This is a genomic window from Segatella copri (genome assembly GCF_051861805.1).
Lineage (GTDB): Bacteria > Bacteroidota > Bacteroidia > Bacteroidales > Bacteroidaceae > Prevotella > Prevotella copri_M.
On record NZ_CP146520.1, the window covers coordinates 3,313,748 to 3,326,457 of the forward strand.

At 37.6% G+C, this 12,710-nt stretch carries 11 protein-coding genes and 1 pseudogene; all 12 read right to left on the reverse strand.

The window, feature by feature from the left end; translation table 11 throughout:
* Positions 1–169: 169 nt before the first annotated feature.
* The 12 genes and pseudogenes from V8Z93_RS13160 to V8Z93_RS13215 all read right to left on the reverse strand — a co-directional run bounded on the left by V8Z93_RS13160 (position 170) and on the right by V8Z93_RS13215 (position 12,529).
* A complete protein-coding gene (locus V8Z93_RS13160; RefSeq protein WP_439431780.1) occupies positions 170–832 on the reverse strand; it encodes an acyltransferase family protein in 663 nt (220 codons plus the stop codon).
* Between the two features lie 5 nt (positions 833–837).
* Positions 838–2,313: a lipopolysaccharide biosynthesis protein gene (locus tag V8Z93_RS13165; protein WP_439431781.1), complete on the reverse strand. Its 1,476-nt coding sequence runs from the start codon at positions 2,311–2,313 to the stop codon at positions 838–840.
* Between the two features lie 116 nt (positions 2,314–2,429).
* The gene (locus V8Z93_RS13170) at positions 2,430–3,290 is read right to left on the reverse strand and encodes an HNH endonuclease (RefSeq protein ID WP_439431782.1); all 861 of its coding nucleotides are present in this window, start codon (positions 3,288–3,290) and stop codon (positions 2,430–2,432) included.
* Entirely contained in the window at positions 3,277–4,593 is a 1,317-nt protein-coding gene (locus V8Z93_RS13175) for an AAA family ATPase (protein WP_439431783.1), read from the reverse strand. Before V8Z93_RS13175 ends, V8Z93_RS13170 begins: the two co-directional genes overlap by 14 nt.
* 283 nt (positions 4,594–4,876) lie before the next feature.
* A pseudogene (locus tag V8Z93_RS13180) lies at positions 4,877–5,041 on the reverse strand (lipopolysaccharide biosynthesis protein); the annotation flags it as partial.
* 62 nt (positions 5,042–5,103) lie between these two features.
* On the reverse strand, positions 5,104–5,691 hold the full coding sequence (rfbC, locus tag V8Z93_RS13185; RefSeq protein WP_439431784.1) for a dTDP-4-dehydrorhamnose 3,5-epimerase: 588 nt from the start codon (positions 5,689–5,691) through the stop codon (positions 5,104–5,106).
* A 5-nt stretch (positions 5,692–5,696) separates the two neighbouring features.
* Positions 5,697–6,605 (reverse strand): glucose-1-phosphate thymidylyltransferase RfbA, encoded by a 909-nt coding sequence (gene rfbA, locus V8Z93_RS13190; RefSeq protein WP_153088289.1) that lies wholly within the window; start codon positions 6,603–6,605, stop codon positions 5,697–5,699.
* 463 nt (positions 6,606–7,068) lie between these two features.
* Positions 7,069–8,988, reverse strand: a complete 1,920-nt coding sequence (locus tag V8Z93_RS13195) for an NACHT domain-containing protein (protein WP_439431785.1) — start codon at positions 8,986–8,988, stop codon at positions 7,069–7,071.
* Between the two features lie 297 nt (positions 8,989–9,285).
* Complete coding sequence (locus V8Z93_RS13200) at positions 9,286–9,468, reverse strand: hypothetical protein (protein ID WP_439431786.1); 183 nt, start codon at positions 9,466–9,468, stop codon at positions 9,286–9,288.
* Positions 9,469–9,754: 286 nt separating this feature from the next.
* Complete coding sequence (locus V8Z93_RS13205; RefSeq protein ID WP_119229824.1) at positions 9,755–10,018, reverse strand: hypothetical protein; 264 nt, start codon at positions 10,016–10,018, stop codon at positions 9,755–9,757.
* A gap of 462 nt (positions 10,019–10,480) precedes the next feature.
* The gene (locus tag V8Z93_RS13210; RefSeq protein WP_217764881.1) at positions 10,481–10,648 is read right to left on the reverse strand and encodes an ABC transporter ATP-binding protein; all 168 of its coding nucleotides are present in this window, start codon (positions 10,646–10,648) and stop codon (positions 10,481–10,483) included.
* Between the two features lie 102 nt (positions 10,649–10,750).
* Complete coding sequence (locus V8Z93_RS13215) at positions 10,751–12,529, reverse strand: hypothetical protein (RefSeq protein WP_439431787.1); 1,779 nt, start codon at positions 12,527–12,529, stop codon at positions 10,751–10,753.
* Between the last annotated feature and the right edge of the window lie 181 nt (positions 12,530–12,710).

Sequence of the window (12,710 nt, forward strand, 5' to 3'; positions counted from 1 at the left end):
TTCGGTGATGAGATATACACTCACTGCTGATGTAGAAAAGAATGTAATAAATCTTAAAGATTTCAAAGAAACATTCTTGAAGAGCAGGAATACATTGACAGCCAAAGCTATTGTCAATGGAGCGCAATATTCACCCGGAAGTATGTCTATCTGCATTTTAAAGAACAATTTACCTATTACTATACGTAAGAGAATCAGTACTAGCAAAGCGATAAGCAAACTTTTTTGCCCCCCATAATCTAATTTTTGCTACTAAATTTGGTTTTCTGAGCAATGCTCCTAAGCTATATACCGTAAGCATATTCATAAGGTCAAATCCCATCATATAGACCACTTTCAAATGCTGATAATGACCGAAATAAACATTGAGTACAAGAAGTATTTCCACCCATACCAGCCATTCCTTATCCGTCAAAGCAGAGAGCATCTTCTCCAAGAATGGTGCCACTATTACCAAAAGGAAATATACCGTCATAAACCACCATGGACTATGACTAATCGGGAATATAACTTCCTTTATATCAAATGTTCCATTATGAAGATAACTGATTAGATTAAATCCACAAAGGTATATCGCACATAGAAGCAGATTCTTCACTATAGCCTTCTTGTTATTACAAATGCCAAAATAGCCAGTAATCAATATGAACAGGTCCACATGGAAGCTAATAAAATTGGAAAGACCTGTCAAAATCTTTGCTACTAATGGATGAAATGCCCCAGAACATCCATCAACATAATGCCCCTTTATATGCCAAATCACTATCAGATACATGGCAAGGATGCGCAATAGTTCAAAGTTCGCTTGGCGAGTGTTTGTTTTTTTAGTCATATTTTTTATTTTCTAACGATAAATACTCGATTGGTAAGTGCCCTAATTTTTTCATTCACAAAGAGTCGTTCTTGCTTGCTACATGCTACAGCATAAAATGTCAAAGTCACAGAAACAACACTTAAAATGCATAGTATAGCAGAATACCATATATTGCTACTTGGAATCAAAAAATAGCAAACAATAGGGAATATGGCACTAAAAACACCAAATTTAAATAACGGCACAACTACATTTACATAATATTTTTTTATGCTCATTGATATTTTAGGCAATACTATTTGAATGCGTACAATCTGAGTTACTATCTCTACGCACAAATGAATGGCAAAGACATATTCTGGAATAATGCCGAAATACTTTAATCCCACATAAGAAATAGGGACTATCGTTAACAAAAGCGAGCTTTCGATAATTTGGAATTTCTTTAAATCACCAACTGCATTTATGGAATGAACGACTGGATTCTGTAAGGTATAGAGTAAGCTATAACATAACACCAATCTTAAAAAGTTTGCAGTGTGCTCAGGTACCGTACCTAACCATAACTTCAGTATAACATCAGCTTCCAGCATAATAGGAAGCGTTATTAATAGCATTATAAAAAATGAGAATTTAGAACTCTTCATTACCAATGTATGCATATAGTCCAAGTTACCAGAAGCATAGCTTTTAGTAATCTGTGGGTTTATCGCCATCTGAAAATTATAGCAAAAGTTACGACATACATTTTGTACTTGCACGGCAATTCCTCGTGCAGCATTGACTACAGGTCCAAAAAACATATTCAAGAGAATATTTATACCCTGCGTGTATCCAACAGCCGCCAGATTGCCAGTTAACGTCCATCCTGCAAAATAAAACATTTTGTGGAATAGTTCCTTGTTCCTTTTAGGGAAAGTAAGAGATTCTTCAAAATGTCTTCTGCAATATATGAAATACAGAGATATATCAAAAAACTGTATCAAAAAGAAAAGCCATGCATAACTTATCAACTTGTCAAATGGCAAAACATTCAGCAAATACACGATAACTAGTTTCATTACTGCATCAAAAACAGATATATAGGCAAAAGCAGACATCTTTTCATAAGCCACTATCAAAGCATTATAAGGACTATAAAGGATTGAGACAAGAGCAGACAATACAGAAAACTGATATACCCACATTGCAGCCGTCATACGACTATCTGGGATTTGCAATTTCGTAGTCATAAACCAAAGACCTAAAGTTTCCGCTAACAGTAAAATAAGTCCTGATAACAATATATGAATAAACAATATATTGGCAAATGTTTGCGTTACTAATTTCTTATCGTCAGTTCCGATATTATAGGTTATAAAGCGTGAAGAAGCACCTGTTAAAGAACCAGTTATAAATCCCAACATGGACACGACTCCACCAACAACATTGTAAATACCAAAATCCTCTATACCAAGGACCCTTAATATAACTCTTGATGTGTATAAGCTAATTGTCATAGTGAATAACATTCTCACATACAACAATAGCGTATTCTTCGCTATTCGCTTGTTATTATTTGATTGAAGTGACATAAATATTCTATTCTTTTTCTTTGAGTCTATAACATTTTAATTCAAAATCGTTCTTTTAGCCAATCTTCAACAATCTGTTCGTCCTTAATCGTTGACAGTACAATTCTTTCCCAATTATTAATATCTGATATTTCTCTAACAGTTTCTTCTAAAATTTCCTTTTCTACCTTCAAGAATTCTTCGTCTGTTCCTTTATAATACTTTCTTCTTAATATTATTTCCTTTAGTTTTTGGCTAAATTTCTCATTTAACTTCTGATTTATGTAAGGAATCAAATCCAAAGATTTTATTGTCGATATGGCTATGCGTGTACTCTCCTTTGGTGTGGTTAGATTTTTTAGAGCTATCACCAATCTAAGAATACCATTCTCTTTTAACACAGAGCTATCAAAGAGTAATTCATCTGTTGGCATGTCATAATAGGCATTAAAGAACACTCGTTTACCACTGTCGCACCATGCTGTTGACTTATTGTTGTTACATTCATGACATGTAGGAATGAGATTATAAGAATGTACTGAGAATTCAGGAAACAACTGGCGAGGTACGTAGTGGTCTAATTCGGTGGCATCACGCAACTCACATATAGGACATTTTAAAACAATTTCTCCATTGTTCGCCTCTATTATTTTTGCTCGCAAATCAGACATTGAGGCTTTTGAATTGTCATATTGGTGATAAAGGAAGTAGCCATCAGAAGCTATCGCATCCTTGTCATAATGCCATTTTTCGGATAATATATGGAGAGTATTGTTATCAACTTTGTCACAATACTCATCATATCGTTCTTCCAAGTCATTCCTCATCGCCTCCATACGTGTTTTGTTGCTACCTCTTTTTGAAAGAATAACACTATTCAGCAAGTCTTTTGGGGCAATGTTTGCCTTTTTAAGATTTCTCATAATCCACAATTTGCTTAATCAACATCTTTGTACTGAAACTCAGTTTATGAGAACCGCCCCTTAACAAACAGACAATGTCTTTATATGACTTTCCATTTCTTTTGAGTTCACGAACTGTCTTTGCCAAAGAAGTGGCATTCTCTTCATATCCAAATATCTCGTTATACAAAACAGAGATGTCTTCACCTAAAGTTTCGATTCCAATCTTTCCCAATTCCAAATCATCTCCAGTACGTCGCATCAGATAAACATTCTTACCGATAACTTCTCTAACTATCAATGGTGAATGAGTTGACACAATGCAATAGCTTTGGAACATATCCACCAAAAATAGCAGCAATTTGAACAAAGTGTTTATTGCCTTGGGATGCAGATGAACTTCTGGTTCATCTATTACCAACAATGTGTCGTAATTGATTTTTCTGAATATGAATGTTATCAACAGAAGCAGTTGAAGTTGACCAGAGCTTAAATTCTTCAACATATCTTTTAAAACTTGATCTGCAATACGAAATTCCTGTTTGCCATTTTTCTCTTCCAAATACCACCATTCATATTGTTTCGTTTCTGGTAAAACTTTCTTTACCATCTTGTCATAGAATTCGAACAGCTCTGAGTTTTGAAATAGTCTTTCTCTTATTTCTTTTACAGACTCCTTTATTTTGTCAGAATCTTCATTCTTGTTTTGATTTGCACAAAAATAGTAATAAGGCATAAGAGATGCCGTTTCCTCTTCTTGTTTTATATCAGCAAAACAATCAAAAGAAGTTGTACATATAGCCATGACACTACTGAAAAGAGGCAATTCTTCTTGTACTTCTTCCTTATTTCGATTGATTAAACTTTCTATCATTCCACCCAGCATGGTCGTCTTACCAACTCCATTCTCACCTATTATCCCAACACATCTACCATATTGCTTGGCTTCTGGGTCATATTTCAGTGTAAATGGAACAGACAATTCTTCGTTATATTTTGGATGAAAAATATACTTAATGTTGTATGCATCAGAAAGAGATCTTTTGTTTATAATGTACTTAGCCTCACGTCTTGCCTTTTCAGAAGAAAGCTCCCGAACTAGAGAAACCTTAAAAGTACCATGATTCTTATATTTTTCATATATCTCTATCTGTACAGCGCAATCTTGTAAAGCCTGCAAGATTCTCTCACATTCATTCACAGAAAACAAACGTCTCAGATTGTGATAATAGCTATTGGTGATGCCCAGGGAACAATAATCGTTTGATAATGACGTGAAACTTTTTGGTATAACACTATTAGTATCATCCTTATCCTTGTTCATAATCTTCAACTCACCAATAAAATCGCTATTTTTTGAAGAATTGAAGTAAAACAATGAATACCACGTGTAACATCCGTAATCATTCCAATCGCTATTATGATTGAGCACGAAGCATGGATACCTGCCCGGTTTCTTCACGCTTGCAATATGATCAGACCGTTGTCCACATTTAGTTTGAACTTCAAAATGTATATCTATCATAATTATTTATATTTATTGCTTATCAAAATCGTCCCTAAAGAACATATTGGAGTAGGATATGTCTTTTCTATATTCAAATCATCACAACACAACATACCACATTATATATTCCGAAGTCTTCCACTCCCAACGCATTAAATATGACTCGACTCATGTACAGCGACACCACCATCATAAAGAGTATTCGGAAGTAAAGAAGCAACGTATTCTTCGCTATTCGTTTGTTGATATCAGAGCGAGGAGGCATAATGAGTTCTTTGGGAGCATCAAGGGCATTCACTCTAATAATTCTTTATCAGCCATAGGATCTTATTTGTATAAATCTACATTGATATAGAATGGAGAATCGAAGTCTTTCAGCATTGCATGCTTCGTATCTTTCTCTGAGAGATTAGCATGCTCTGTAGGGATTTTCCAATCGATGCCGAGAGAGTCATCAAGGATGCTGATGCCGCCATCAGCCTCTGGATGATAGAACTCATCGCACTTGTACTGGAAGACTGCTGTCTCTGAGAGAACAGCAAAACCATGAGCAAAGCCCTTAGGAATGAAAAACTGAACATGATTGTCTTCTGTCAGTTCTACAGCCACATGCTTGCCATAGGTTGGTGATCCTTTGCGGATATCTACAGCTACATCAAGCACTCTACCTTTTACGCAGCGTACCAGCTTACTCTGGGTATATGGAGGGCGCTGGAAGTGCAAGCCTCGCATTACACCATAACTGCTCATAGACTCGTTATCTTGGCAGAAGTGAACACTGTGACCCAGGATTGGGGCTACCTTTTCTTCAAACTCTCGCTCGCTGAAACTCTCGAAGAAGTAGCCACGAGCATCACGGAAGAGGCGTGGCTCTATAATGAGTACGCCATCTATTTCTGTTTTTAATATATTCATCGTTTTTAATATTCTAAATTCTTTTTTAATGTTTGATCTTTCTCTTCAAGTATTGAAAGGAGATACTTGCCATAGTCGTTCTTCAGCATAGGCTGAGCATTCTCTCTCAACTGTTCTGCGGTAATCCAACCCTGACGGTATGCGATTCCTTCCAAGCAAGCTACCTTCAAGCCCTGTCGCTTCTCCAGGACCTCAATAAAGGTGGATGCTTCAGAAAGAGAATCATGGGTTCCGGTATCGAGCCAGGCAAATCCTCTTGCCATGGTCTGTACCTTCAGCTGCTTATCCTTCAGGAACTCCTGGTTTACGGTGGTGATTTCCAACTCACCACGAGCGGATGGCTTGATATGCTTAGCTACTTCTACCACCTTGTTAGGATAGAAGTATAAACCTACCACTGCATAGTTGCTCTTTGGATGCTCAGGCTTCTCTTCAATGCTCAGGCAATTGCCTTGCTCATCAAACTCAGCAACTCCATATCGCTCTGGGTCGCTTACTCGATAGCCAAAAACGGTAGCCTTGTTGTTCTGCTCAGCATCTACTACTGCCTGATGCAGCATCTGATTTAATCCTGCACCATAGAAGATATTATCGCCTAATACGAGGCAAGCGGAATCATTACCAATGAATTTTTCTCCGATAATGAAGGCTTGGGCTAAGCCATCTGGTGATGGCTGCTCTGCATACTCAAACTTCACACCTAACTGGCTTCCATCGCCTAAAAGGCGCTTGAAGCCTGGCAAATCAAAAGGTGTTGAAATAATGAGTATCTCACGGATACCTGCCAACATCAAAACTGATATTGGATAATATATCATCGGTTTATCAAAGATTGGTATCAGCTGCTTGCTGATACCCTTTGTGATGGGGTACAAGCGTGTACCGCTACCACCTGCTAATACTATTCCTTTCATATAATTATTATTTATTGATCAATAACATTGTTCGAAAACCTACCCGTCCTTCCTTACCGTTAAGGAAGGCTCCACCTTTCTCACCAAGCCTCTCTTCCCTCAGGGACGAGAGGATGTAACCGCCCTCCGGTGCTCAGAACCGCTACGCTATAAGGTTGGCGGACCATCAAAGGTCTTCGCCATATTGTGCGGGATGGGATCGCCTTGCTATAAGCTTACACAATTAGACTATTCGATGCCTCTCTACCATTTTTCTGACATCAGAGATTTTATAGAATATGGTATTACGAATCTTATCATATGGTAGCTCACCACTTTCACGCAAATCTTTCACAAAATCCTTGCTTACACCACCGAGATAGGATAAAATGGTTTTATTCGTCAAGAACTCCTGATCTTGTTCTTTCAACGAAATCACTTTCACTACCACGTTGATGCCAACACGAGTTTTGTATTTGTTTTTTTATAATCCATCACACAAATCTTCCAAATCATATCCATTAGACAAAGTTGACCTTAATTTATCCAAGAAAGGTATAACTTTATCTATATCTAAGTATAAGAAGTGTGCAGCATTACCTATGAAATTATTTAAACTATCAAAATCATCAACCGAATTTGAATTACTTTTTATATCATCAACCAAAAAACCGTCTTTTACAAAAAATGAGTCTTTAACTGCTCCTTTATGATGCGAAAATAAATCCGGTTCTTTATCTTTTAGTAAATTCAGGATATAAGCCTCTTTGTGATAACAATCTGCTACATAATACATTGGATGGAATAAAGTTACAGTTTTAACTTTTATACCATATTTTTTCTTAAAACATTCACCAAAATTCTCTTCGAAAAGATGATCACCATTCTCTTGTTTTCCTATCACAAAAGAATGTCCAAACAAGTAACCTAATCTAACATCTACAGATAACTTAGGCAGATTTGGCTTTATATACCTTAAAGAATTATAATATGACACAAAATTATCCAACAAAGGTATCAGAATATATTTTTGAAAACCTGTAGGATCTATATCAATGTATAGATCCAAGAGATTAATATATCTCTGAATATTATCACTCTCATATATTGAGGTTAATATTTTCTCTTGACTATTCTTTGAGTCAAAACTTATAAATAACGCTGCAAAATATTCCTGAAGAGATTTATGTGCCCATTTATAATAATTACCATCCTTACAAAAGAGAGGAACAGAAGTCAATAAATCCTTTAATAAATCAGAACTAGCAAAGTTCATATTAACATAAGTTCCCTTAGCTTTATCGATAATATTGAGAATATCTGTCTTTAAAAATTCAACTTGTTGCCTCTTTTGACATTCATAGCCAACTCTTCGCAAAATTTTCGCGAAATCATCACTATTCAATTTTGAACGTTTTTCGTGACAATAACTATCACCTTTAGATAAATCATGAGCTTCAAATAACGCATCAAAAACTTGACGATAAAAAGCCTGTTTATTTATAGGTATCGTTGGCTTATAGTCAAATGCTGTAAATAATAAAGAAACCAATAATGGATTTTCCAAAAATTCAGTAATCATTTCATACTTATGATCTTGTAATTTTTCTATCAAAGTTTTAGAAACGATACCATTCTCGTCATATCTTCGTAGAAGTTGAAATGACTCTTTTTTTGTTAAACCTTTTATTGACATACGTTTAAAATTTCCAAAACAATTAAGGACTTCATCTGGACGAGAAGTTATAATATATGTATTGGCACTAGCTTTGCTAATAAAATCTTCAACGCAATGCATGGCAAAGGCACGATCAACCATTGGAATTTCATCACAACCATCAAAGAAGAATATAAACCCTCCAGACATGATCAACTCCAACAATAATTGATGATTAAAATTTTGAGTTAGAGAACTAATTTGTGACTCTATCTCAGAAATCAAATCATGACTTTCATTAATTCTACGCAATTCTATGAATATAGGAATACCATACCCCTGATCAATAACATCTAAGAACAAACGCTTTACTATTGTTGATTTACCCATACCAGCAGTATCCATTATTAGAAGTTTCTTGTTCTTCTGGAAAAACTCTTTTGGGTATCCACATAGTTTTATACGTTCCGTATTCTCTACATTTTCCGGACTTTCTAAAGTTAAAGGAACATATATGTTTTTTAACTGTTTTATCCGATTTCGCAATACCAACGTATTTACAGTGCTATATTTTTCATAAGCACGAAGCATATATTCTGTAAAATGCTCAGCAGTTGGTATTAACTTCTTGTCATACTCTAAAGATAGCCTTTCACAAAACTGCTTGATTTTAGGCACAACCAACTCTTTAGTAATATTATCGACTAAAGACTTGATTGAAGCAGTTACCATTAGCTCTTGTATCATTATACTATCGTTTTATTATAAAACATCCATTTCAATAACTATACAACTTTATCCCAAACTATTATTGGAAAACTGGGTATTTCTAGAAAATTAAGTTTGTTGTTTAACATGTATATTACCAATACAGCGTCCCTACTATTTTATAGTAAGCATCCAACCCCTATGACAATACAACTCCATCCCCAGTGTTTACTGGGGATGCAGAGTATTTTAAGAAATTGGACTTTTCTGATTTTTAAACAGGTTTAACTAAAAGTACCTCTGTCATCAAGGCATAATCCCTTCTTCCAGCTACAATCATGTCAAAGAATCCCCTGAAGAAATCCTATCATTGTTCTTGCCATACATCTTACGCCTGCGGGCTTGCAGTTCTCCTGTAAGCTTGTCAACCTGCTCCTGCAAATTGGCAATCTTACGATCTGACTCTGTCTTTTGCTCCTTCTGCTTATTACCCAAGACAGGATTGGCATCCAGTAGCATTTGGACAGTCTGAACTAATTCCTTTATCTGATCTAGATATTGCTTACGCTCCATATCTGGCATATCACCAACACAGCGTCACCACTATATTACAAGTAGTTACACCTATCAGTTTTTGAAAAAAGTTATTTTTGTTCCTCATTGCAGTATCGCTCTGCACTTGTCGTCGCTCGAATGAGGAATATTTAGGATTGTGACAGCATCGGTCCATGGGATGACCGCATGACCAATGTTCAAGCACGATTTACAACGAAATCTATTAAGATATTCGTATCTATAAAAACTCTCATAATGCATATTTTTTATCAACCAACGCATCTAAGCTATTTTCATCTGCCGGTATCGGCTTGCCACCTTTTGCCTTTAATGTTTTAACATAAGACAAAGCATCATTAAACTCAGCAGTTTCTAATAGCTTTTGCTTAGGTTGTACCTTTTGCAAAAACAAAGAAATCGCCTTTTCTATTGCAGCTGTCACACTAATATTATGTAATTTAGCATAACTTTCTGCACCTTTATATATATTGCTGTCAATTGCTATTGTGTTCATAATTGCATCTCCTTTTTTGTCTGCAAATATAAGGGTTTTCTGTGAAACCACCAAATTTTTGGAGGAGTTTTTTCAACTCTGCCCAATTACTTGTAGAGGTCTATGTTAATATCGAATGGTGAAGCGAAATCTTTCAGCATTGCATGCTTCGGAATAAGCAGCTAACGCCCTATAACATTTTTCGACTCCCCTGTCCCCCTCTGCGAAGAGGGGGTCCTTACCCTATACCCAAGCCCTAAATCCCTACCATAGGGATTAGGGATGTAACCGCCCTCCGGTGCTCGGAACCCTACGCTATAGGGTTGGCGGACCAATCAAAGGTCTCGCCATATTGTGCGGGATGGGACCGCATGGGGGACGGCATGCTGATTGGGAACGCTAGGCTAATGTTCGGGTTTCAACATAAACATATTAACAGTATTGTTGAATTCTGATACGTAATCTACAAAATGCGGATTCATGTCACCAAACATTTACAAACTTTGGCTCTTCTCCTGTACGAGCCAAATAATCCTGACGGAGCATCTGCTCTAACTCAGCCATACGCTTTCTTTTTCTTTCCTTTGATGCCATGAATCTTTTCATCGCAGCATCACGCTTTTCCCAAAATTCTTTATTCAATGTTTCCATAAAACCTCCTATTTTTTAATATTCAGTGCAAATATAAGGGTTTTCTTTGAAACCACCAAACTTTTGGAGGAGTTTTTGCTTCAAGTCCTCGCCATATCTTATTTACCTCACCATCTTATCAATCTTTCTCGCTTGCTTGAGGAATGAGGGGAACTTGAAGTAGGTCCAAGAATCCTGTTCCTTCAATTCAACCATACCTTTATGCAGATGGGTTATTAACGAGGAACAACTTTTTTTCTTGCCGAATTGTTCTATGATTACATCGAACAGCTCGGTGAAAGTGGTGTCGGGATTGAATGTATCTGTGACATAATTATACAGTTCATCTTGAGCAAAATGAGAAGAAAACACCAAAGAGGCAGAAAGGAGCTTGAAGACGGCTTTTGCAAATTCTCCTTTTTCCAAATGTTCCTCTACGATTTTCCTTGCCTCTGCCAAGGCTTCGGAAATCTTGGTTATATCGAGTTTACCATCTGCCTTTACAAACGCATCCTCCATCTTTGAATCAGGAGAGATAACGGATGGGAGGTCAACTACTGGCACCTTATGGAGCAGGACATAACGCTGGAGGAGCTGTCGCCACACCAACATACGTGCTCCCTGCCACATTTCCACGGCAGCCGCTGTGAGCTGAGTGAAGAGTGGAGAATGAAGGGTGAAGAATTCATGGGTTCTTCTTCCCAATTCTTCCATGTCATCTGTATAGTCGATGTCTGTTTCTATCGAAAATCCCCCAATACCATTGGCATTTTCAAACTTATACTCGCTCTGTGTGAGCAAGTAGAGCAAGCGGGGATATTTCTTCTTCTCCAGGTTGGCATGGAATTTTTCCCGTTCGTCCTTACTTTGCGAAGCATAATAATCATAGAAGCCTCCCCATGAGCAGATTGCCTTCATCTTGCCTTCGGTTGTCTTCAGGAGGGCAAAATGGGCATAATACTCATAGTCCTCGTCGAATACCGGAGCATACTTGTCAGCCTCATACTCCTTGCCTCTGAAAAACTCCCGAAGGTTACATCTGAGGATAAACTCCAGGATGCCATCATGACGTAACACTGCATAGTCCTGTTCCTGCGGGATGGTCACTCCAGAAGTTGGGGTTAGAAATGGGCGGAGGATGATGTCTGGTATCAGTTCCTTCAACCCATGCTCTAAAGTTCCGCCGTCTGCCTTGAAGTAATTGGCAAGGATAAGGAAGTTGCTGCGCATAGAATCATCGATGTTGCTCAGGATTTCCTGCTGATGAGCCGTTATCTTCTCTGCCACCTTATTACTATATGCTATATCGGAGGAATGGCGATTGCGATATACCGTCAGCTTATTCAGATAGTTCTTGAAATGATTGCGCAGTGTAGCAGAAGCATTTTTCTCAGGCTCTTTGGCCTGCAAATAGCCTATCATCTGGTCTATGGCACGCCATGCTCCAACATCCTCGGATGGTGCCTCATGTTCTATCTGCATGTCGTATTGGCGAACATTGGAGATATTCAGACAGAGATTGTTACCAAAGCGCACGAAAAGATGACGGTCTTTCTTGCCCTTATGCTTCACCTGCTTGACTACACCTACCGAACCTTTCAAGGGACCGCTGAGAATACGGATGGTGTCGTTCTCCTTGATGAGGTCGCCGTATCGTTTGTCTACGATGCTCAATCCCTCAATGCCTTCGGCTATCTTGTCACTGAAATACATGAAACGTTCCATATCATCATCGGGAATCCTCGCCTCTTTCACGATTTCATCCAATGTTCGGGATTGACTGTCGGAACAAAGGATATGCGCCTTAGTAAAAAAGGTTCGCTCTACGACTTCATTACTTCTCGCTCCATAATCAACACCCTTATACATGAAGTAGCCGTACTGGGAAAGGAGTCTTTCCAAACGCCTTTCACTCTCCACTCTGATAAAGAACAATCCTTGCAAGACGGGTGTGAAGCGTACTTTTTCCTCACCCTTTTCGTTCGTGTAAGTCCTTCTTCCCATGGGAAAGTAGTAGTCAACAATTGTATCGTTAAATTTTTCACGCAGCAAATCCATTGATTTCTGCTCTGTGAAAACATCT

Excerpts from the sequence above, each read along its gene's own strand:
- V8Z93_RS13175 (WP_439431783.1), bottom strand. The coding sequence starts at position 4,593 with ATGAACAAGGATAAGGATGATACTAATAGTGTTATACCAAAAAGTTTC.
- V8Z93_RS13205 (WP_119229824.1), bottom strand. The coding sequence starts at position 10,018 with ATGAACACAATAGCAATTGACAGCAATATATATAAAGGTGCAGAAAGT.
- V8Z93_RS13210 (WP_217764881.1), bottom strand. The coding sequence starts at position 10,648 with ATGGAAACATTGAATAAAGAATTTTGGGAAAAGCGTGATGCTGCGATG.
- V8Z93_RS13195 (WP_439431785.1), bottom strand. The coding sequence starts at position 8,988 with ATGATACAAGAGCTAATGGTAACTGCTTCAATCAAGTCTTTAGTCGAT.
- V8Z93_RS13160 (WP_439431780.1), bottom strand. The coding sequence starts at position 832 with ATGACTAAAAAAACAAACACTCGCCAAGCGAACTTTGAACTATTGCGC.
- V8Z93_RS13200 (WP_439431786.1), bottom strand. The coding sequence starts at position 9,468 with ATGCTACTGGATGCCAATCCTGTCTTGGGTAATAAGCAGAAGGAGCAA.
- rfbA (WP_153088289.1), bottom strand. The coding sequence starts at position 6,605 with ATGAAAGGAATAGTATTAGCAGGTGGTAGCGGTACACGCTTGTACCCC.
- rfbC (WP_439431784.1), bottom strand. The coding sequence starts at position 5,691 with ATGAATATATTAAAAACAGAAATAGATGGCGTACTCATTATAGAGCCA.
- V8Z93_RS13165 (WP_439431781.1), bottom strand. The coding sequence starts at position 2,313 with ATGACAATTAGCTTATACACATCAAGAGTTATATTAAGGGTCCTTGGT.
- V8Z93_RS13170 (WP_439431782.1), bottom strand. The coding sequence starts at position 3,290 with ATGAGAAATCTTAAAAAGGCAAACATTGCCCCAAAAGACTTGCTGAAT.